The organism is Sulfoacidibacillus ferrooxidans, assembly GCF_022606465.1.
Taxonomy (GTDB): domain Bacteria; phylum Bacillota; class Bacilli; order Alicyclobacillales; family SLC66; genus Sulfoacidibacillus; species Sulfoacidibacillus ferrooxidans.
The window spans coordinates 1-22,852 of the sequence record NZ_JALBUF010000005.1 but is presented as its reverse complement, the minus strand read 5'-3'; the positions used below and the strand labels follow the sequence as shown (position 1 = coordinate 22,852).

Sequence of the window (22,852 nt, the reverse complement as noted above, 5' to 3'; positions counted from 1 at the left end):
TCGATGCACATTGGATTAGTTGGCTTAGGAAAGATGGGATTGAACCTTGCGCTCAATTTACAAGAACATGGACATATCGTCACGGCGTACGATGCATTTCCGGGTGCGCAACAGGCCTATATAGAGCAAGGTGGACAAGTCGTTGCTTCATTAGAAGCATTAGTGCAGTCGTTGCCTACGCCGCGCGTTTTGTGGTTGATGGTGCCTGCAGGTGATCCTGTGGACCAAGTACTCGACACGTTATTTCCGCTTCTTGCGCCACAGGATATCGTGATTGACGGTGGCAATTCACATTATAAAGATTCGATACGTCGTGCACAGGCATTACATACTAACGAGTTGCACTATATAGATGTAGGAACATCGGGTGGCATGGAGGGTGCACGCCTTGGCGCCTGTTATATGATCGGTGGAGACGAGACGATATTTTCATCCATTGAACCACTGTTTCGCGACTCCTCTGTCGATGGCGGATACCTCTATACTGGCCCCGTCGGTAGTGGCCACTATGCAAAAATGGTACACAACGGCATCGAATACGGCATGATGGCGGCTATCGGTGAAGGGTTTGAGATTTTATCGAAGAGCCCCTATGCATTTGATTATGCCAAACTCGCAGATGTGTGGTCACATGGATCGGTCATTCGCGGGTGGTTGATGGAATTAACTGCAGAGGCATTTCACGCGGACCCACAGCTGACAAAACTCAAAAGTGTCATCGGATCCTCTGGTGAAGGGAAATGGACGGTAGAAGAGGCGTTAGCGCTTGGCGTGTCGAGTCCGATTACAGCCTTAGCTTTATTTGCACGGTATCAGTCGCAAGAAACGGATCATTTTTCAGGTAAAGTAGTCTCGGCATTGCGCAAAGGATTCGGTGGACATGCGGTGACCGAATCAAGCGAAGCCTCTGAAGATTCATCTAACTAAAGTCACTGCTTGTAACATCTGGTGGCCGAGAATGTGCGGATATTCGTCGGCCACTTTTGTGCTTGATCGTATTTGTGCATTTTCGTAAAGGATGGGACGCCAAGATGACTGACACGCCTCACAAAGGACTGACGATTCGCGATGTTGCAGAGGCATCTGGCGTATCGATCACCACTGTATCTAGGTACTTAAATGGTCGCTTTGAATCGATGAGTGACAACACGAGACGCAAAATTGGAGAGGTGATCGAGCAACTGCATTATCGACCCAATCCGCTTGCGCAAGGGCTAAAAGGCAATCAAACGCGGATGATCGCAGTAATTGTTGTCAATATTAGCTATCCTTTTTGTGTTTCCCTCATTCGCGCATTGTCCAATGCGCTCTCGTCATCTGGCTATAATCTGATCGTGTGCGAGACAGGTGGTCGAGGTGAACGTGAACAAGATATCATCGAGTCTCTCTATGCGCAGCGTGTGGACGCCATGGTGATACAAACAAACGGTGACAATAATCTGCGATTAGCACATATCGCAACGGAAATGCCTGTGATCTTGGTGGATCGTCAATTTGATATACCTGAGGTCACGAGTGTCATTACCAATAACGAGGAGGTTTCCTTCTCTTTATCTACCCAATTATTCCAGGATGGATATCACAATATCCTCTATGTCACGGAGCAAGTGGCCAGTATCAGTACGCGGATGGAACGATTGACTGGTTATTTACAAGCCTGCGAAAAGAACCATCGCACACCGTGGATTGGCTGGATCACACGCGATGATCTTACGAGCATCGAGCACGTGGCGCGTTCTGTCACTGAGCGGTTACACCAAGGCCCGCTCGCTGTGTACACGGGCAACGCTTTACTATTAGAACAGTTGTATCCTCACTTACGCGCACTGGATTTAGTGATTCCCCATGACCTTGGCATCGCTACTTTTGATGAACCTGACTGGATTCAACTGATTTCTCCGCGCATCACCTATATAAGACAACCCATAGATGACATCGGCATATGGACTGCACAGCGTATCCTGTCTGCTTTAAAAGGAGAACCGCTCACTCCACTTGCCATCCACACGATCCCATCTACGATTATTCCTGGAGCGGCAACTGCTTTATACAGAGGGAATTAAGTGCTTAACGAGCATCTGGAAGTGTGCGAAGCGCAGCGCATGTCGCCGTGACTCTAGATCGTCTGGAACAATGGTACGCGACTCCATATGGGCTCCCGCAGTTTTGATCAATGTGCGTGTGATAGCTTGCAAATGGGTAGCTGAGTGAGCCATCCGTGCCATAGCGATAGCACCTTTTGTGGAAGCGTCATCTGCTTGTGCCACGCGGACAGGGATTGAAAAGATATCGGCTGTCAACTGCTGTACCCATGCGTGTTCAAACGGTCGCCCGGAAACAACTAGTATCGATGGTTGCTCGTCCATCGCGACCATCAGTTGTTCTGCGATCCACCGTGCGTTGTAGAGAATGCCTTCCATTGCGGCACGAAATAGATGTGCCGGTTGATCGGATGCTTTGAGGCCGATAAAGGACGCTTGTGCATTCTCATTCCATAGCGGTGCTCGTTCCCCTGCCACATAGGGCAAAAAATAGAGATCATCGAGTAGGACATGCTCTGCTTCTGCAAATAACGCGGTCAATCGCTCATCGAGCGTGCCCTGATCGCCATGACCACAGTGATTGGCTACCCATTCTAAGACGATCCCCCCGCTATTGCTAGGACCGCCGACAATATACGTTGTATCATCAAGGATATAGCAAAATGGGCGTCCGATCGGATCGCTGACGATCTTGTGACTACCGGTTCGCACAGCGAGACTCGTCCCCATGGTCAACACCATGTTCTCTGACTCTGTGATGCCTAATGCAAGATTGGCAAGCACTCCGTCTGATGCGCCAATCGTCACTGCTGTAGCTTTTGACACACCAGACGTCTCGATACCCGACATGTCCATCCCGTGACGGGTATACGTGGTCGATACGATACGGGACAAGGAAGACGCAGGGATCGCAAGCTCCGTGAGTGTCTCTTCATCCCACTGTCTTGTGCTCAGATTCATCAGCCCTGTGGCACTGGCGATCGATTCATCCACGACATATTCTCCAAATAACCGCCACCACAGCCATTCTTTACATGAAACAAAGCGATGTCCTGCTGCAAATAATGCTGGTTTGTGCGTACGCAACCATTGCAGTTTCACAGCTGGAGTCATCGCATGAACGGGGGTCCCTGTACGGCGATAGCGACGTGCACCCGCATCAGTGGTATGCAACGCCTGTGACACCTCTTTTGCGCGCAAATCCATCCACGTATACAGTGGTGTCAGTGGATTACCTGCATCATCGATGACCATCAAGCTGTGCATCGCGGCACTCATGCCGATGTGAGTGATCGTTCGGCCACTGGCCTTGACTACTTCCCCAACTTCTTTCACTACCGCTTGAACCGCACGATATATGTCATACGGATCTTGCTCCGCCTGCTGTTCCTGCTCACTCACTGTGTCAATCGTGCGCACAGCACGCGCGATTGACACCCCTGATCCGTCTTCCGCTAGTGCCTTAACCGATGTTGTCCCTATATCGATACCAACCAACACTTCACTATCACTCATGACTATACACCTCTGTTTTCACTCAGAAAGCCGCTAAACATCTAGCGGCTATCCCATTCAATCGACAAATGGACTTTTCATGGGTTCGATCGTACCCAGTAAGAAAAGATAGCTTGCAATGCCTATTAATAATACAATTGCAGCTACAACAAATCCGAGTGCAAAAGAACCTGTGTCTCCTGCAATAAATCCGGTGACGATGGGAGCCAGTATCCCCATGACGTTATTGACAAAATTCATGATACTTCCTACAATGCCCACCGTCCCTTTAGGCGCAATCAGAGCAGGAACACTCCATCCGATAGGCGCTGAAAAGGCTAACCCAGATAATGCAATCGTAATCCACACAATCGCAACATTTGCGTTTGTTGTAAATGCAGCACCCGCAACGGCAAGTCCCATAATCATCCCGATAATCATTAAAGTTTTACGCACACGCGATGGATTGTGCCCTTTTTTGATTAACGTATCAACGAGCCACCCACCGATCAATACATCAGCCAGTGTTGCAAAAATCCAAGGTACAATCGTGTACCCACTCGATTTTAATACAGACATGTGCATCTGTGTTTCTAAGTAGCCAGGCAACCATGTCAAGAATAGATAAAATGAATAGCCGTAAGCAGCAAAGCCAATGGTCAAACCCCACACTTTACGCCGCGCTAATAAATAGGAAAGATTTTTCCCGATGCCACCAGGTGCCTCTCCACTTTCCTGCGCGCCACCTTCAATAATATACCTGCGTTCTACATCTCCAAGTGACTTTGATTCTTTAGGATCGCGATAAAAAATCCAATAAGCAGCAGCATAGAGCAAGCTCAAGACGCCTGTTAACCAAAATCCACCGCGCCAGCCCCACTCCGTCACAGAATACGCAACGATGGGAACCCCAATGACATTGGAGAATTTAGCTGCAGCGTCAAAAGAAGAACTGGCAAGTCCTCGTTCTTGCTTAGGAAACCAATACCCAGTTGCCTTGGATGCACTGGGAAACGCGGGTGCCTCAGCCGCACCTAAGAGCACACGTGATATGATGATCAGTCCCATCCCACTAACCATGGCTGTCATAAAAGTTGCAAGCGACCACAGGATCATACCCACCCGATTGATCCACTTGACTCCAACCTTATCTAGTAATGCGCCCACTGGAATTTGCAATAACGCATACGACCAAGCAAATGATGATAACAGAATCCCCATTTGCCCTTTACTTAGGCCGTATTGTTGCATCAGTGGTTTTGTCGCAACGGAGATATTCGTTCGATCAAAATAATTAATGATAATCCCAATACCAATTAAAATAGCGATTCTCCAGCGCACATTCCCTAAGCGACGACTCATCGACTAACCCCCTATCTACCTTTTTTACCTACTCGTTTCCCTACTATCCATGAACACATCTAAACCAACTAAATCCCTACAAGCACCTCACTTTCCATCATGATCGCATTTCTAATAAAAGCATCAACATAAGCGCTTACATTAGCGCTTATGAGAGGTATAACGTTTTAGTAAAACGTTATACCTTATTCGCAAACATCATACTATAGACATGAATGTAAGACAATAGATTCTTTCAATTCATCGTTCAAGTGTGTGCTAACATCACGTTCATGGTACGATACAATATACGGTACAAATGTTAGCATTCTATGTTTCATTGTACGCTTATGTAATGAAGAAACTGGTTTTCTATAAGCTTACTCCTCATGATGCTCTGATCATGTTTACATATAGGGGGATACCATGTTAACGTCCATTGAAACCCTCCGTTTTTTACTAGAACTGATCTTGCTATTAACAGTTGCTAGAGGGCTTGGCGAGATCGCACGCAAACTGGGGCAACCACAAGTGATTGGAGAATTGTTGGCAGGAGTGGTGCTTGGCCCATCGTTATTTGGATGGGTGCTACCCTCTGTGTATCAATCCATATTCCCAAATAATGAAATTCAATCGTTATTGATCCAAGTCATATCTGAACTCGGTGTCATCTTGCTGCTTCTGTTAAGTGGCATTGAAGTCGATATTCCTCTCGTAAAACGCAAAGCAAAATCAGCCCCCATCATCGCATTTGGAAGCTTACTCGTCCCATTTATCAGTGGATACGGCTTAGCGTATATTGTTCCGGTCTCTTTAATCGGTCAACCTTCAGAGCGCCCAATCTTTGCATTATTTATTGCGACTGCTCTATCGCTCTCTGCTATTCCAGTCATTGTGAAGATCCTCTTAGATATGGATTTGATGAGACGAGATATCGGTCAACTCACGCTCGCCACGGGCATCATCAATGATACCGTCGGTTGGTTCCTTTTATCCATTGTGGCTGGCTTTGCGACGGCGCGAGTCCTGCCCATTGAATCCATCGCCATCTCGATTGTTGGCACATTGCTGTATGCTCTTTTTGCCTTCACTCTTGGTTATCGGATGATCCGCGCCTTTATTCGCTTTGTGGACGATCATTTTCCGCATGGCAATGCTACGTTAGCGGCTATTTTTATCATGGGTCTTATCGGTGCAGCGATTACACAAGCTCTCCATGTTGAAGCTTTTTTAGGTGCCTTTATCATTGGTGTCCAATTATCGCGGATACCCCGTGTCAAAAGAGCCGCTCGGGAACAACTGGAGACGATGACATTAGGCATTTTCGCACCCGTGTTTTTCGCAGTAGCTGGTCTTAAAGTCGATCTGCCAGCACTATTGACACCAGAGTTATTGCTCACACTTCTCGCGATTATCCTTGTCGCTAGCATCGGCAAATTTATCGGAACCTACCTAGGTGCCCGCTCCGTAGGTCTGCCCCATTGGACCGCGATAGCACTTGGTTCGGGGATGAACGCCCGTGGTGCGGTGGAAATTATCGTCGCAACTGTGGGTCTGCAAATTGGCGTATTAACTATATCCATGTACTCTATGATTGTGATCATGGCTGTAGTGACTTCAATTATTGCGCCGCCACTGCTCCGCTGGTCACTCCATCGATCACCTGTAGATCCGCAAGAGGAGGAACGGCTTTCCCAAGAAGGTCGTAAGGAGCGTAGCTTTCTTTATGGCATTCAAAAAATGCTCGTCCCGATTCGCGATGGGCGTTACGCGATGATGGCAGCCCAAGTCGCAAGTCACCTTGCTGGAGAGCGTGGCATGGATGCGACTGCACTGCATGTGCGCTCTTCTAGAGATCGCACAGCACAGGGTGCGACGGATACTAACACGACGATCACACCCACTTCTACGCAAGTGTCCTGGAGTATGCGGGAGATATCGGATGCGGATGGAGTCGCAAAGGCGATACTCGAAGAGGCTAAAAAAGATTATGATCTTTTAATTTTAGGGGCTTCTGCACGTCCATCACTCACTGGACTCTTCGGACAGGTCGTCGACAATATCGTCCAATCTGCCCCCTGTCCAACATGGGTATGGCGCATCCCACAACAGATGACAGCTATCGGTGATCCACAACGGATTCTATTACCGACAACGGGAGTCCTTGGCGATCGACGAGTGGCCGAATTGGCGCTTGCTATTGCACGAGACACAGGGGCTACCTTGATTGTGCTTCATGTCGTCAATGCCTATCCATTAACAGATCCATTTGGGGTAAGCGTTAGCGATCAAATACACTGGGAGACAGCACACGCAGAGGCTGCCATGCAATTCATGGAAGGTCTTGCGCAAGGTGTAACCGTACCGATCGAACGCAAAGTCATGTATTCCCGTGGCAATGCTGGAGATGCCATCACCAAATTTGCCATCGAACAACATTGTGACATGATTCTCTTGCATGCTGAACAGCGTTTCTCGGGTGGCGAACTGTATTGTGGCAACACAGTAGAACAAGTTCTACACGTAAGCGATCGCCCTGTCGCCATTTTATTTCCACCAGCCGTTTTGTTATAGATATCCTACCGTTTTGTTATAGATCCTAACCCCAAGCATTTGCATGCTCACCTCCGCCTCATGAGGAACGTGGAGGTGAGCTGCGCTAACCCAAGGCTATTGGATCTACCCGTTTGGTAAATCTTTACCTTTTGGTTCTGGTGCAAGCCACAAGGTTAGCCCCATACCTATAAGATCTAAGATGCCAAATACAATTAATGCTGCTGATAGCCCAACATGCGCCATAAAGATGGGCAATACTAAAATTCCCAATAGCGCCCCGACACGCGAAGAAGCTGTGGCAACGCCATGTCCCGTTGCACGGACTGTGGTCGGGAAAACTTCGCCTGCATAGACGTATGTCAATTGTCCAGGTCCCTGATCGACGATCGACAGAATGAGAAATAAACTTAAAAACAAGGAGAAACTTGGTTGATGCAAGAGACCAGTCACGATAAAGATGATACCAAGCCCCAAAAAACCCCATACTTGCAGTCGTTTTCGTCCCCAGCGATCGACTAGGAGCCATACAATGGCAATGCCCACCAGTCCAATTGCTTGCAAAGCAGTCGACGCAAGAACAGAAGAGGTGATCGTAGATCCTTTGATTGCCTTGAAAATAGTGGGAGTGAACACGATGGTCGCATAATTGCCTACGTCAAACAAAAACCACGTAAGCGATGCAAAGATCGTCATTCGCAGTATATCTTTTTGAAATAATCGTGCAAATGATGCTCGCCCACTCCCCGTTTGCGTAGGCATACCCGCATTGTCTTGATGATTAAGACGGACTCCTGCATCTGTTGCGATTTGATCAGCCACGGCCATACCTTTCGCAGTCTCACCTTTAGCGATCAACCAGCGGGGTGATTCAGGTATCGTGCGACGCCCCCACATGACTAACAAGGCTGGAATAGCACCCGATGCTAGCATAAAGCGCCAGGCATCTGGACCTGTTTGTAACAATAACAAACTGACTAAATAGGACACGATCGCACCTACGGTCCAAAATCCAATCGTCGTCACCATCAGGACACCCCGTTTACGTGTGGGTGCAAACTCTGCTGTTAGTGTGGATGAGATCGGATAATCCGCACCAAGTCCAATGCCTAAAAGAAAACGAAAGAGAATAAGTTCAACCATATTTTGCGAACATGCAGCTAAAATACTAAACACAACAAAAAATAGCAGATCTAATAAATACATCGTTCGCCGTCCAAAACGATCGGTCAAATTACCAAAGATGAGAGATCCTAATAACATGCCTACCACTGCAGCCGACCCTACTAAACCAACCATATAGGGTGATGGTTGAAATTGTGACTTAACAAAAAGAAGGGCAACAGAGATAATCGTCAAATCATATCCATCAAGAAATAAACCCATTGCAGATAGAAACGTTAAGCGACGAATAAACCGATTCATCGGAATTTGGTTAAAATCGACCGCTTGACCACTTGCAACTGTGCGATCTGAGCCTTCCAAACCTTGCACCTCCCTATTATAGATAGAAAAATCAGTTTATATGAACAGGCAAGATGAACACTCTTCATGCAAGATGCATCCACCTTATAGCTCGTTCTTTCTCTATCTTATATGTAAGCGTTTTCTGTTATGACATGCGCACCTCCATTTTTCTTCTCTATACGCCACGTCACACTATGCTCGCTGAAACTTTCTACTTTCTACTTTCTACTTTCTACTTTCTACTTTCTACTTTCTACTTTCTACTTTCTACTTTCTACTTTCTACTTTCTACTTTCTACTTTCTACTTTCTACTTTCTACTTTCTACTTGCGTTACGCGCAAAAACCACATTCGATCAGGGCATTTGCGCGTAGCTTACTAGCTTACTCTAATCGCTAACATTGTTGCCAGTTTCTCGTTCAAATCTGCTATACTCTGCCAGTGCTAGGATCGACATCTGACTCTAACTCGTCTTGTTCTCCAAAGGCATGTCGCTCTTTAATCGACAAGCTTCCTACGACGCCAATCGCACTAAAAAGTGTTGGAACAAGAAATGCAAGTGCAAAAGAGAATGCATGTGGATGTGCACCTGTACTCTGGCGTCCATTGCCACCAACCATATCAAGCACGGTGCCATACAAGACCGGCAATAAAACAGCACTCAGAAATCCTCCGGTATTTGCAAATCCTGATGTGATTCCCACTCTGCGCTTTGGCGTCTGGTCACGAACGACTGCAAATGTGAGTAGGCTTGCACCCGATCCAAGACCGATCAAGCCAAATGCGATACCCACAACAATCAGTGGCGGTTTCCCACCAAACAAAGGAACCGATAGCCAAGCAAGCGTAGTTAACACCTGCGTGACGATATACGGGCGTTTGCGACTTCCCAGACGATCTGAGATCATCCCAGCCAGTGGCGACCCAATGAGAGCTCCGATAAACGCGATTAAGGTAAACACGGTCGAACCCATTTCAGATAAGTGATACGTGTCGATAATATATGGCACTGCCCACAGTCCCATGAATCCTATATAGGTACCCACAGCCCCAAAGTGACAAGCAAATGTCGCCCACGCGTTTCGATCTTTCACAACTACGTGCAACGTCGCGCGCACAGGCGTCCGCTCCATGTGCAGTTCATTCTTTGGGAGAAGATGTGACTTAGCGTATCGAAGCACAACATAATTGAGTGCAGCAACCACGACCATCGCGATACCTAAAGAGAAAAATGGCAATCTCCAACCGATCGCCATCGTGAGTGCAGCAAAAGGAATGGTCGTCAAGAGTGCTCCGAAGTTTCCTGCCGTCGATGTGACAGCTAGCATGGTTCCAAATACCTGAGGCTTAAAATACCGCCCCAATATCAACACAATATTCACCCAAATGAGTGAATCTCCCAATCCCACAATCGCACGTCCTGCTAAAAGCCAAGCAAACGTGTGCGCAAGCGAAAAAATAACCGTACCTGTCCCATCAAGCAGCACACCCACAGCAAGTAGGCGCTCAGGACCGAATTTATCGCCAGATATGCCAACAGGAATCTGCATGACCATATACAAAAAATACTGAATAGACGACAGCGTGCCAAGCACCGCCGCCGTCACATGAAACTGCCGCTGCAGTGTGTTGCTAATCACACCAGGCCCCGTTCGCTGCATAAATGCCAGAAGATAGGATAGACTCACCAAAATACCTATCCATATCGTGATAGGAATGTGTTTAGACGCACGCTTGTATTCGTTGGATTCTATGTCTATCTTCTCCTTTACTCATAAAAAGCTACTAATAATCATGAGATTATCTTATATAACGGCACAATCATGATACACTGTTATTAGTTGATCATACTATGAAGTACCACTATCATTCAATTGACAACCCGGCGATAGCCCGATCACTTGATCTGTAGGATGTATGATCGAATAGCTTAGCTAAAAGCTTACGTCAAACAATTGTTGTATCCTCCAAATTTCGACAACTATTTGCTGTTATGTGTCGTAATATGAATTATCATGTATTTGCGGAGGTTCTTCCATTTGTTGATCAAGCGAACAGTCCGTCATGTCGTACAGAGACGAATTGAGTTTCTACGAAAAAAATTAATAGAGATGACAGAAGAAACAGGCAGTTTTACAGATGACAACGTCATATGCATTAGTCGTATGCTTGATCGCTATATCATTTTATACCATAAAATGAAGAAACGAAAAAAAATGCAGCGCGTATAACCCTTCTTTCTATCTCCTCACAATCAATAATCAATGATGATCGTTCTCATAATCATTGACTACCCTTTTAGCACTATCCATGCGATCCCAACTTCATGTCATTCACCGCGACCTTGCGAAAATTATTGCATAAAAAACCACGAATGATACCTTGGTTCAGGTCATTCGTGGTTTCTACTATTGAGGAATTATAAAAAATCAAGGTTACACTCGATCTTGTAATCGCTGATTATTCATCTCAGGCGCGATCCATACAGTAAGTACAAATCCAATCAGTGCACATGCGCCAAATAATAACAATCCACTACTAAGCCCAATGGATGCGATCATAATGGGAAATACAAATATACCGAGTAAAGCACCCAATCGTGACACCGCTGTAGCGAAACCATGTCCAGTCGCGCGAATTTGTGTAGGAAATACCTCAGCTGCATATATATACGTTGTCTGACCAGGGCCACCTTCCATAAACGCAAACACCACCAAAAATAGTGGAAACAAAACGATAAAACTAGGCTTACTAAAAGCCATCAATATAAATACGAGACCCATAACTAAAAAACCACTCGCTTGAATCACTTTACGCCCAATTTTATCCACAATAAAACACATAATAATAATAGCAATCATCGAGACAAACGGGAGAAAGGCAGAAGCAATCACAGAAGATTGAACCGTCGTTCCTTTTAATGCTTTGAGAATCGTTGGTGTAAATACAATCGAACCATAATCACCGACATCAAATAAAAACCATCCTAGTGCTGCAAAGATCGTCAAACGAATGACAGCAGGACTAAACAACTGACGAAATGCACCTCCATTTGAAGCTCGCATCCCCATGTTCGTTGTACCTGTTGTACCTGTTGTACCTGTTGCTTCCAGTTCCACCGTAAGGTGTGAGCTTTTCGCTACATCCATAACAATCTGATCCGCTTCTTTTTGACGCCCCATTATCGCTAACCAACGAGGTGATTCAGGAACTGAATGACGTAACCACATCACGATAATAGCAGGTATTGCACCGGATGCTAACATATACCGCCACGCATCTGGTCCAATATCTAGCATCGACAGTCCTACCAAATAAGCAAATAACGCTCCTAATTGCCAAAATCCGATCGTCATGGCAAGCATCAAACCTCGCCGCTTAGTAGGTGCGAACTCTGCAGTTAACGACCCTGAAATAGGATAATCTGCACCGATACCAACGCCAAGAAAAAAGCGAGCAATCCCCAACTCAATCATATTTTGAGATAGTCCAGCAAGAATAGAGAAAATAATAAATATTGCCATATCCCACAAAAACATTTTGCGTCTTCCCACGCGATCTGTGACATTACCAACAATCAGTGATCCTACAAACATCCCACCAACTGCCGCAGCGCCTACCAATCCTAAGACTTGTGGCGCAGGATGAAAATGTGGGGTAATAAAAAGTAACGCGACAGAAAGAATAGTCAAATCATAACCATCTAGAAATACACCCATTGCAGAAAGAATTGTGATTCTCGTGACAAACTTGCTAAGTGGCAGATCCCCAATGTCCCTAACAGGTGCAGACATAGTTTGCGGTGCAACTTGTTTATCCATGTGTCCACCTCCAATTCAAATAAAAAACCACAGAAACTCCCAGTCACGCAAAGTTTCGGTGGTTCTCAACGCTCTCACCTCATCATATTACCTTTTATGAAACCGTTTACTTACTATATATCAAATGTTATAGCAAGTAAAGAGCAATCATTCGTACTATTTATAAAAAAAAGTTTTATTGATGTATCATTAATTGATTGAATTGTAGTAAACTTTACTCGTTAACTAGTTATTCTTTTTACATTCTCATTCACAGGGGGCTATCCATTGGGCAAAGTTTCAACGATCATTGTTTCTGCAATGCTATCAGGTGGTTGCCTATTTAGCGTACCACTCGCTACACCAGTTGTTACAGCGACTGCAGGTATGATCCACGCACCGCGAATTGCTCTTAAACCAAATAGTAGCACTTCAACAAGTAGCTACGGCTGGTCATCAAGTAACTGGTCTGGCTATGCACTTTCAGGAACTGCCGGAGAATACAATAGCATTACAGGCACTTGGGTAGTCCCCACTGTTCAACCAAGTCGCGGATCAACCTATTCTTCAAGTTGGATTGGCATCGATGGGTTTAATAACAGCGATCTAATCCAAACCGGCACAGAACAAGATTACTATAGTGGATCTGCACATTATGATTCATGGTGGGAGATTCTACCTGCCTCCGAAACTGTCATAACCACGATGACTGTAAAACCAGGCGATCAAATGAGTGCCTCTATTAAAAATGATGACAACGGGGATTGGACGATTACTATCAATGATCTCACAGAAAATGAGTCCTTTACAACCACGCAAGCATACTCTGGCCCTGCAGAATCCGCCGAGTGGATTCAAGAAGCGCCCACCATCGGTGGACATGTCGCCACGTTAGCAAATTACGGAGAGACCACATTCAACCCAGGTACAGTAAACGGAGGTAATCCAGGATTTGTCGTAAGTGACGGTGGCGTGATGGTACAAAACAGAAAACAAGTATCCACTCCATCCGTTCCAGATAGTGACACTGACGGATTTAATGTTGCCTATGGTTCTACTGCTCCTGCCGCACCGACTTCCTAAGAAACTGATGAACCTAAATACACATCCCCCATTGTTCACATGGGGGATGTGTATTTTATTCTTATATCGAGTTAGGTTGACTCACTGAGCTTACTTATATTGAATACGTGGATCAGCAATGCCATACAGAATATCCGCTAGCAAATTGCCTACCAGTGTGATCACACCGATAAAAATGGTCACGCCCATGATAATCGGATAATCTCGCGATAAAACGGCGTCCCAAAACAGTAAACCCATACCTGGATAATTGAAGATCTCTTCCACAAATAGAGCACCGCTCAGTAATGCAGGTAGAGATAACCCAAACAATGTGATCAACGGCAGAATGGAGTTACGCAAAGCATGGACAAATACCACCCGAAATTCAGATGCACCTTTCATCCGTGCAGTTCGCGCATAATCCTGCAAAAGTGAATCCCACATCGAGGAACGCATGTACCGTGCCCAAGCAGCTACAGATACTAAGAAAAGAGTAGCCGATGGTAATATCAAATGCCGCACCCAATCAATGAAGCCTGGGTTAGCAAGTTGATTATTTACAATTCCGCCGGACGGTAACCATCCAAGCGTAATGGAAAACAAGATCACCAATAAAACACCCAACCAAAAACTCGGCATCGAATAAAGAAAGTAGTTAACGACAGTAGCCACTTGATCAAACCAGGAATCTTTATAGTATGCCTGTACCGAACCGATAAAAACCGCAAATAAATGGGCAGCTACAACAGCCACTACAACAATGATCAACGTATGTGGCATCGCTTGCAAGATAAGCGTAGTCACCGGTTCATTATACACATATGAAATTCCTAGATTTCCTTGTAGCAGATTACCTACCCAAATTAGATACTGATCCCAAAGTGGTTTGTTTAACCCTAGCTGTTTAGTTAACGCAGCCGCACGATCAATCGTGTAATGATTGCCCAAGAGCAAACGAACAGGATTCCCTGGCGCGATGTGAATCATCGCAAAACTGATCAGCGTGATACCGATCAAAGTCGGGATCGACTGTAGGATCCGCCGAACGATAAACTTCAACATAAAACGGCCCCTCCTAACGAAAATTGGTGCACATTCATAGCAAATCAGGCAATCTCTTCATGATTTACGCCTGACGAGTTTCAATTGCGCCCCGCAATCCGTCACCAATCAAGTTAATTGAGACCTGAGACAGCAAGATCATAATGCCAGGCGGATACAGCATCCACCATCCATTTTGAAACATATAATTCAAGCCATCACTTAGCATGCCGCCCCAGTTCGGAGTCGGTGGTGGTAATCCTAAACCTAAAAAGCTAAGCCCAGCCATAGCTAAAATCGCATCAGCAACACTCAGTGTTGATGCAACTAATACCGTACCAAGAAAGTTTGGCACCATATAGCGCATCATGATACGCCAAGTTCGAGTTCCAATCGCATGTGCAGCCTCAAGATATAGTTGATTTTTAATCACTAAAACTTCACCGCGTACTAGACGACTCACTCCAAGCCAAGAAGTCGAAGCAAGTACAAAGACCATCAAAAATAGATTGGGTCGAAAAACAGCATTTAGAAACAACAAAATAAAAATACTAGGGATTGTCATCATCGCGTCAACTACACGCATCATCACAGCATCCACCCAACCGCCAAGCATGGCGGCAACCATACCATAAAACGTGCCAAATACCATCGACACAATAGCCGATAAAAAGCCAACTTCAAGCGAAGATTGTCCACCTAACATAAGCTGCGCTAAAACATTATGACCCAAGCTATCTGTGCCAAGTGGAAACCGTGCTGAAGGTGACATCACAGTATCTAACACATGCGGTTCAATCGCACTCTTCGTATAGATGAGCGGACCGACAAAAGAAAAAAGAACGAGAGCTACAAACAACAATACGCCCATCCTCGTAGACCACAAGCGCCAAAACCGATTCATGAAGCTGGGGCGTTCAGAGACTGTATTATTTGTCATAGGTACTGTAATCGTCTGCTCGCTCATCGGGGCCCCTTTCGTCCGGAGTTCTTAGAACTCCGGACAGTGTAAACTGGCTTACAAAAACCATCTCTAATTCACTTAGTTACCAGACGAAACCCACCAGTATTGCATTTGTGGCAAGCTCGTTGCTGCATCTGCATACTTCACTGTGTTGTGTACGTTAGGAGCATTAACTCCGATAGCAGCATAGTTTTCGTTCCAAAGGAACGGTAAGATTTTTGCCGTGTAATCTTCGTATTTAAAGAAGACAGACATCGTTTGTTGTTCTGTTGGATAAGGTTGGTGCGTTGCTTTAATGAGTGCATCTTCTTCTTGATTAGAGAATCCCGTGCCAGATGGTGCTCCTGTAGCAAAGAGCTGACCACCTGTAGGATAGAAGCCAGGACCGTTATAGTCCCATCCAGATCCATTGGCAAGAGCCCATGTATGATTGGTGCTATCACTTGTCATACTAATGAAGTTAGCAAATGGTTCGCCAGCAAGCGTTACATCGACGCCCATTTTCGCCCAGTCACTTTGCATCAACTCGGCTGCATCTGTAGATGAAGTCGCTCCTGATACATAGATCATAGGGAACTTCATTTGTTGACTGCCTTTGGTCATCACACCATTGACTTCTTTCCAACCGTGTTTTTCAAGCAGTTGCATAGCAGCTTGAATATTATACGGATAGGGGTTGGTTGCTAGACTTGGGTCTAAGTATTTCGTTGCAGGCACTGTCGGGATTGGACCGTCAACAGGTGTCGCATAACCCTTAAATATGTCTTTTGCAATCGTTGCATTATCGAGACCCATTTGTAGCGCTTGACGTACATATAAATGATCAAAAATACTTGCGTAAGGCGAACCTTTGTACATATTCATCTCAGTCCAGAAAATACCAAAAGGATACGCGGAAGTAATCTTATCGCCCTGCGACGTAAGTGCAGGAGCAGATCCCAATTGCGATGGATCAAGATAACCCAAATTCACTTGATTGGTCTTTAGCGCTGCAAACTCTGCTGTCGAAGATGCTTCATAATCAAAGACGATCTTCTTCACAAGGCTCTTATGACCAGGATAGTTTTTGTTTGGAGCAATGACCCATGATTGACTTGGTGTTGCACTTACAGGAACAAATGGTCCATCAGTGACTTTATCAAACATGAGGTTAGCGCCATTTTCCCCAAGATAGGTAAGCTCTTTGGTCATGTTTTTATGAATATCCCACACTGCAGCAGGCATTGGAGTCAACTGGATAATGCCGTTGTAGATAAACCATTGCTGGTTAGCAGGCTTCTTCAGTGTAATCGTCACTTCATAATTGCCATTAGCCACGACACTTTGAATGCCGTTAGGAATTTCTCCAGTTCCAGCACCAACAAATGGCCACGGTTTAGGAGCATTCGGAGATGATGCAGCTTTAATCACATTCCATGAAAACAGTACATCTTTTGAAGTGACAGGTTGACCGTTTGACCACAGCCATTTTTTATGCAAGAAAATATGGTACACAGTTCCTGCTTTGTTGTACGTGATGTTCTTCGCAATCGACGAATTCCAATTGATCGAATAATTGTTATTCAACCACAACATTGGTTTGTATAATTGAACAACTAATTGATCGTTATTGACCGTGTCATTGGAAGACGGGACAATCGGTAAAAACCAGTTAAGTTGTGTTGCAGGTGACTCTGCAAAATTAATCACTCCACCTGCTGTAGGTGTCGAAGAACTCGGTGTACTTGTGGATGGCGTTGCTGAACTGCTACCACACCCTGTAAGTAATAAGGCAGTACCGGTTACCATGGCAATAGCTACAGACATTGATTTATTAAGTTTCAATCTGAATCCCCCATTCTCTATCTCTAAGCATAATTGCTGGTTTTTGACCTAGATTCCTCGCTTTGCTGTGAAAGAAGGTGAAAAGCCACAAATCATCGCTTATCGTGATTAACGATGGCAAGCGAGTCGCACTTTATCGCCTTGCATCTCCCCTTTCGTAGACTTCGTTCCCTACGCCAAATGACATGCAACAAAATGATTGGGCTTTGCTTCACGCCACTCAGGTATCTTTTGTGTGCAAACATCCTGTGTATAAGGACACCGTGTATGAAATACACATCCACTAGGTGGATTCGCCGGACTTGGCAAATCTCCACTCAAGATGATGCGATCCCGCTTAATCGACGGGTTTGGAATCGGCACAGCCGATAGCAATGCACGTGTATATGGATGTAGTGGGTCTGCAAATAAATCCTCCGACGTAGCAAGCTCAGCCATTTTCCCAAGATACATCACCATAATCCGTGTACTAATGTGCTTGACTACAGATAAGTCATGAGCAATAAACAGGTTTGTCAAGGAGAATTCTTTTTGAACATCCTCCAATAAATTGATCACCTGCGACTGAATAGACACATCCAAGGCAGCGACTGGCTCATCGAGAATCATCAGTTTAGGATTTAAGATAAGCGCGCGCGCGATGCCTATGCGTTGCCGCTGTCCTCCAGAAAATTCATGTGGAAAACGACTCGCATACGACGAATCGAGCCCTACTCGATCCAATATCGAGTACACTCGATCTTTGCGTTCTTTAGGTGTGTGGAGGCGATGAACCTCCAGCGGTTCGATCAGAGTCTGCATGACTGTGTATCTAGGATTTAAGGATGCATATGGATCCTGAAAAACAATTTGCATTTCGCGGCGCATCTCGCGCATATGAGATTTTGATAGTTTTAAAATATCTTTGCCGAGGAAGTTTATAGACCCACTTGTGGGTTCAACCAAACGCAGTATGCTTCGGCCAGTCGTTGACTTACCACATCCAGACTCACCTACAATTCCAATCGTCTCGCCTTTTTGAACGGCTAGCGAAACACCATCTACCGCACGCACAGCGCCCGTGTTACGACGCATGAATCCCCGCGATATCTGAAAATACTTCCTAAGATCTTTAATATCTAATAACACATCGCTCACGGCCGTTCCTCCTTCGAGTCATTGAGCCAGCACCGCGAGTGATGCCCGTCTTCAACAGCAAATAGATCGGGTGACTCGGTTCTGCACTTCTCCATAACCATCGGACAACGTGGTGCAAATGAACAACCTGCTGGCATGCGCGTTAGCGATGGTACGTTTCCGTTAATCGGTTCCAAGCGACGCTTTGTATCAGCATCGATCTTTGGAATCGCATTCAATAAACCTTTGGTATAAGGATGCTGCGGATTAAAGAAAATATCTTCGACCTTACCTTGTTCGACTATGCGACCCGCATACATCACGGCAACGCGTGCACACGTCTCAGCAACCACTCCCAGATCATGTGTGATCAATAAAATCGAGGTGTTAAAATCTGTCGAAATTTCTTTCATGAGTTCTAAAATTTGCGCTTGAATCGTAACATCCAAAGCGGTTGTCGGTTCATCTGCGATGAGTAACTTAGGTGTACACGCCATCGCAATAGCAATCATGATACGTTGTCTCATGCCCCCAGATAGTTGATGAGGGTAGTCTTTCAAAACTTCGTTTGGCCTTGGAATACCTACCTTTTGCAACAACTCTAGTGCTAATTGATAAGCTTCTTTGCGCGAGATTTTTTTGTGCAACAATAAAATCTCCGCAATCTGTGCACCTACTGAATATACAGGGTTGAGAGAGGTCATGGGTTCCTGAAAGATCATACTAATCTCACTACCACGAACCTTGCGCATCTGTTCAGGTTGCAAGGAAAGTAAATCCTTCCCATCATATAAAACTCGCCCATTTATCTTCGCTGATTTTGTCAGTAGTTGTAATATAGCTAATGACGTAACGCTTTTACCACAACCAGATTCACCAACTAATCCAAGCGTCTCACCCGGATCAATGTAGAAAGAAATATCGCGTACCGCCGGATAAAATTGTTTATTGATGTTGAACTCAACTGTTAGTGAATCAACATCCAATACATGCGACAATAGTAAACCTCCTACTAAAACAAATGAACTGTTACAAAGATTATCTATGATTACATCACATCTGTCCATCCTACAAGAACAGAAAATAATAGCACTAGGACCATCCACAAAAATACATCATGTAATTTAAGATTAGTGAATGTAATATAGATATTAATCTACTTCGAACTATTTGTAAAGATCATCAATTCCGCATATTGATAAGAGGAATCTGAATAATCATTACAATAAATTACTTATTGTGGGGGGATTTCTATGGATGTCATTACACCAGGTACATTACTCTGGCAACCTACCTCTGAAACTATCGAAAATGCAACCATTACTGGATACCAACAATGGCTACTTGATAATAAAGGCATTTCATTCGCTGACTATAACGAGCTTTGGAACTGGTCTATTCATCATCTAGAAGAGTTTTGGGAATCAGTTATCACCTATTTTGATATTCATTTGGATGGAACATATGAACATGTTTTATCTAGTCGCGAGTTGATTAATGCACGTTGGTTCGAGGGAACAAGTGTCAATTATGCTGAGCATGTCTTTTCCATGTCGCGCACAACTGACCCAGCAATCATTGCAAAATCAGAAGTGCGACCTGATATACAGACTATCAGTTGGAGTGAGTTAGAGCATCATGTCGCAGCTATATCGTCTTCACTTCGCCAACTTGGCGTGGTTGCTGGTGATCGAGTGGCTGCCTACCTACCCAATATTCCAGAAACGATCATTGCTTTCCTTGCATGTGCTAGCATTGGAGCGATCTGGTCGAGTTGTTCACCCGACTTCGGAGCACCTAGTGTGATCGCGCGTTTTCAACAGATTGAACCCAAAGTTTTGTTCGCTATTGACGGATATTCTTACAATGGGAAAATTTTCGATCGTCGTCCTCTATTAGTAGAACTGCAGGAAGCAATACCCTCCCTTTATGCAACCATCATCGTACCCTATGCATTCCCTGACGCACAGCTGTTTGGAGAGACCGATCGGATTCAGACCCTTCGTTATACAGATCTACTCAAACAGGATGCGCAATTGACTTTTGCTACTCTGCCCTTTGCGCATCCTTTGTGGATTCTCTATTCTTCTGGCACAACGGGATTACCTAAAGCTATTGTTCATAGCACCGGCGGCGTCTTACTCAATCACGTCACACAAGGTGGATTACAAAGCAATATTCACCCGGGTGATCGATCATTTTGGTTCACAACAACAGGTTGGGTAATGTGGAATTCAGTCGTCAGCAATCTCACTCTTGGCGCTACAGCCGTACTCTATGATGGCAATCCCTTTTATCCATCTGTCGATGTATTGTGGGCATTCGCAGAACAAAGTGGTATGACATCTATGGGTGTGAGTCCAGCATATCTCGGATACATCATGAAAAGCGGTCTATCACCACGGAAAGTTTATGATTTATCGTCGTTGCAATCGCTTTCTTGTACAGGGGCACCATTAACTCCTGAGGCGTATGCGTGGGTCTATCAACACGTACGTGAAGATATATGGTTAGCACCTATTAGCGGTGGCACTGATGTAGCTGCATTTTTTGTAGGAGGGTGTGTTATTTTGCCCGTACGTGCAGGTGAAATGCAGTGCCGGGCACTGGGTATTAAGATTGAAGCATACAATGAGAGTGGACAACCTGTAATTAATGAAGTCGGCGAGCTCGTCGTTACAGCTCCCATGCCATCTATGCCACTCTATCTTTGGAATGATGATGCACAACATACGCGGTATCGCGACAGCTACTTTTCTGAGTATCCTGGTGTATGGCGGCACGGGGATTGGATTCGCATCACAGAACACGGTAGCGCGATTATCTATGGTCGATCTGACTCCACAATCAACCGCCAAGGGGTGCGCATGGGCAGTAGTGAAATCTACCGTGCCGTGGAGGCACTTCCAGAAATCATGGACAGTCTGGTTATTGACCTAGAATATTTGGGACATCCATCGTATATGCCACTCTTTATTGTGCTACAGCCTGGTCTTACGTTAGACGAACAACTGATCAAGAAGATTCAACAGGTGATTCGAACAGAAGTATCGCCAAGACACATTCCAGATGCAATCTTTGCGATCAACCAAGTACCTCGTACACTTAATGGCAAGAAACTTGAAGTTCCCATCCGCAAAATACTCATGGGCTTTCCGATAGAACAATCTGTTGATTCACATGCGATGAGTAATCCAGATTCTTTAACGTACTTTATTCAATTTGCGACTACACTTGCTAAACGGTTTGAAATACCACACTCTTCGTGATGCTTGTACTTTTAAAACGAGCTACATCCCACTTCGAACAGGATGTAGCTCGTACTAGAAGTACTCATACTAAAAAATGCCCACATTCACTACTATCGGTGCATTGTATATCCATCGCAACGCATAAAACAAAAATAAGCTTCTCTATAATAGAGAAACTAAAAGTTCAAAATTGGAGGCGCCACCCGGATTCGAACCGGGGGATGAAGGTTTTGCAGACCTTGGCCTTACCACTTGGCTATGGCGCCAAACAAAGATGGCTCGGGACGGAATCGAACCGCCGACACGAGGATTTTCAGTCCTCTGCTCTACCGACTGAGCTACCGAGCCACACATAATCCATAACAATCATAAAAACATAAAAAGTTGCGGGGGCAGGACTTGAACCTGCGACCTTCGGGTTATGAGCCCGACGAGCTACCAACTGCTCCACCCCGCGTCGATATATGGAGCTCCCAACCAGATTCGAACTGGTGACCTCATCCTTACCATGGATGCGCTCTGCCGACTGAGCTATGGGAGCAAACTGGCTGGGGAAGAAGGGATCGAACCTTCGAATGACGGAGTCAAAGTCCGTTGCCTTACCACTTGGCTACTCCCCAAAAAATCTGGTGGAGGGGGTAGGATTCGAACCTACGAAGCTTTCGCAACGGATTTACAGTCCGCCCCATTTGGCCACTTTGGTACCCCTCCAGTATACCACAAAAGTGGTGCCTTCACAACTAGAGGTGAACTACGTGTCGTTCTCTTTGTTGAGGATAAGCCCTCGACCGATTCGTATCCGTCTGCTCCACATGTCGCCATGCTTCCACACCGGACCGATCTACCTTGTGTTCTTCAAGGGGTCTTACCTCGTCTTACCGAGCGGGACATGTC

General features: G+C 45.3%; 16 protein-coding genes, 6 tRNA genes and 1 rRNA gene. 6 read left to right on the top strand and 17 right to left on the bottom strand.

Annotation, left to right across the window (positions count from 1 at the left end; genetic code table 11):
- Window positions 1-3 precede the first annotated feature (3 nt).
- Window positions 4-927, top strand: a complete 924-nt coding sequence (gnd, locus tag MM817_RS08880; protein ID WP_241713913.1) for a phosphogluconate dehydrogenase (NAD(+)-dependent, decarboxylating) — start codon at window positions 4-6, stop codon at window positions 925-927.
- Between the two features lie 104 nt (window positions 928-1,031).
- A complete protein-coding gene (locus tag MM817_RS08875; protein ID WP_241713912.1) occupies window positions 1,032-2,063 on the top strand; it encodes a LacI family DNA-binding transcriptional regulator in 1,032 nt (343 codons plus the stop codon).
- Here the strand turns inward: MM817_RS08875 and MM817_RS08870 are convergent.
- Window positions 2,046-3,557 carry a gluconokinase gene (locus MM817_RS08870; protein WP_241713910.1) on the bottom strand — a complete coding sequence of 504 codons (1,512 nt, stop codon included), beginning with the start codon at window positions 3,555-3,557 and terminating at the stop codon, window positions 2,046-2,048. The genes MM817_RS08875 and MM817_RS08870 overlap by 18 nt on opposite strands.
- A 57-nt stretch (window positions 3,558-3,614) precedes the next feature.
- Entirely contained in the window at window positions 3,615-4,898 is a 1,284-nt protein-coding gene (locus tag MM817_RS08865; RefSeq protein WP_241713908.1) for an MFS transporter, read from the bottom strand.
- Window positions 4,899-5,303: 405 nt separating this feature from the next.
- Here MM817_RS08865 and MM817_RS08860 point away from each other — a divergent pair, with 405 nt between their 5' ends.
- Entirely contained in the window at window positions 5,304-7,451 is a 2,148-nt protein-coding gene (locus MM817_RS08860) for a cation:proton antiporter domain-containing protein (protein ID WP_241713906.1), read from the top strand.
- A gap of 105 nt (window positions 7,452-7,556) precedes the next feature.
- On the opposite strand, the gene MM817_RS08855 is transcribed toward MM817_RS08860, so the two are convergent.
- On the bottom strand, window positions 7,557-8,915 hold the full coding sequence (locus MM817_RS08855) for an MFS transporter (protein ID WP_241713904.1): 1,359 nt from the start codon (window positions 8,913-8,915) through the stop codon (window positions 7,557-7,559).
- Between the two features lie 410 nt (window positions 8,916-9,325).
- A complete protein-coding gene (locus MM817_RS08850) occupies window positions 9,326-10,585 on the bottom strand; it encodes an MFS transporter (RefSeq protein WP_241713902.1) in 1,260 nt (419 codons plus the stop codon).
- Between the two features lie 351 nt (window positions 10,586-10,936).
- Here MM817_RS08850 and MM817_RS08845 point away from each other — a divergent pair, with 351 nt between their 5' ends.
- Entirely contained in the window at window positions 10,937-11,128 is a 192-nt protein-coding gene (locus MM817_RS08845) for a Spo0E family sporulation regulatory protein-aspartic acid phosphatase (protein WP_241713900.1), read from the top strand.
- A 204-nt stretch (window positions 11,129-11,332) separates the two neighbouring features.
- Here MM817_RS08845 and MM817_RS08840 read toward each other — a convergent pair whose 3' ends face one another.
- A complete protein-coding gene (locus MM817_RS08840) occupies window positions 11,333-12,718 on the bottom strand; it encodes an MFS transporter (protein WP_241713898.1) in 1,386 nt (461 codons plus the stop codon).
- A gap of 267 nt (window positions 12,719-12,985) precedes the next feature.
- Between MM817_RS08840 and MM817_RS08835 the strand changes: the two genes are divergently transcribed.
- Entirely contained in the window at window positions 12,986-13,780 is a 795-nt protein-coding gene (locus MM817_RS08835) for a G1 family glutamic endopeptidase (RefSeq protein ID WP_241713896.1), read from the top strand.
- 90 nt (window positions 13,781-13,870) lie between these two features.
- Here the strand turns inward: MM817_RS08835 and MM817_RS08830 are convergent, their stop codons facing one another.
- The 5 genes from MM817_RS08830 to MM817_RS08810 form a co-directional block, all read right to left on the bottom strand.
- A complete protein-coding gene (locus MM817_RS08830) occupies window positions 13,871-14,824 on the bottom strand; it encodes an ABC transporter permease (RefSeq protein WP_241713895.1) in 954 nt (317 codons plus the stop codon).
- 64 nt (window positions 14,825-14,888) lie between these two features.
- Window positions 14,889-15,770, bottom strand: coding sequence for an ABC transporter permease (locus tag MM817_RS08825; RefSeq protein WP_241713893.1), 882 nt, complete (start codon window positions 15,768-15,770; stop codon window positions 14,889-14,891).
- A 75-nt stretch (window positions 15,771-15,845) separates the two neighbouring features.
- Entirely contained in the window at window positions 15,846-17,591 is a 1,746-nt protein-coding gene (locus MM817_RS08820) for a peptide ABC transporter substrate-binding protein (RefSeq protein ID WP_241713892.1), read from the bottom strand.
- A 171-nt stretch (window positions 17,592-17,762) separates the two neighbouring features.
- Complete coding sequence (locus MM817_RS08815) at window positions 17,763-18,728, bottom strand: ABC transporter ATP-binding protein (protein ID WP_241713890.1); 966 nt, start codon at window positions 18,726-18,728, stop codon at window positions 17,763-17,765.
- Window positions 18,725-19,705 carry an ABC transporter ATP-binding protein gene (locus MM817_RS08810; RefSeq protein ID WP_272879867.1) on the bottom strand — a complete coding sequence of 327 codons (981 nt, stop codon included), beginning with the start codon at window positions 19,703-19,705 and terminating at the stop codon, window positions 18,725-18,727. Before MM817_RS08810 ends, MM817_RS08815 begins: the two co-directional genes overlap by 4 nt.
- A gap of 255 nt (window positions 19,706-19,960) precedes the next feature.
- Between MM817_RS08810 and MM817_RS08805 the strand changes: the two genes are divergently transcribed.
- Window positions 19,961-21,976 (top strand): acetoacetate--CoA ligase, encoded by a 2,016-nt coding sequence (locus tag MM817_RS08805; protein WP_241713888.1) that lies wholly within the window; start codon window positions 19,961-19,963, stop codon window positions 21,974-21,976.
- 173 nt (window positions 21,977-22,149) lie between these two features.
- Here the strand turns inward: MM817_RS08805 and MM817_RS08800 are convergent.
- The 7 genes from MM817_RS08800 to MM817_RS08770 form a co-directional block, all read right to left on the bottom strand.
- Window positions 22,150-22,224: transfer RNA gene (locus MM817_RS08800), tRNA-Cys, on the bottom strand.
- A gap of 9 nt (window positions 22,225-22,233) precedes the next feature.
- Window positions 22,234-22,306, bottom strand: a tRNA-Phe gene (locus tag MM817_RS08795).
- A 36-nt stretch (window positions 22,307-22,342) separates the two neighbouring features.
- Window positions 22,343-22,415 (bottom strand) — tRNA-Met (locus MM817_RS08790).
- Window positions 22,416-22,423: 8 nt separating this feature from the next.
- Window positions 22,424-22,499, bottom strand: a tRNA-Thr gene (locus tag MM817_RS08785).
- Between the two features lie 4 nt (window positions 22,500-22,503).
- Window positions 22,504-22,578 (bottom strand) — tRNA-Gln (locus tag MM817_RS08780).
- Window positions 22,579-22,585: 7 nt separating this feature from the next.
- Window positions 22,586-22,669: transfer RNA gene (locus MM817_RS08775), tRNA-Tyr, on the bottom strand.
- 61 nt (window positions 22,670-22,730) lie between these two features.
- Window positions 22,731-22,852 (bottom strand): 23S ribosomal RNA (locus MM817_RS08770); the annotation flags it as partial.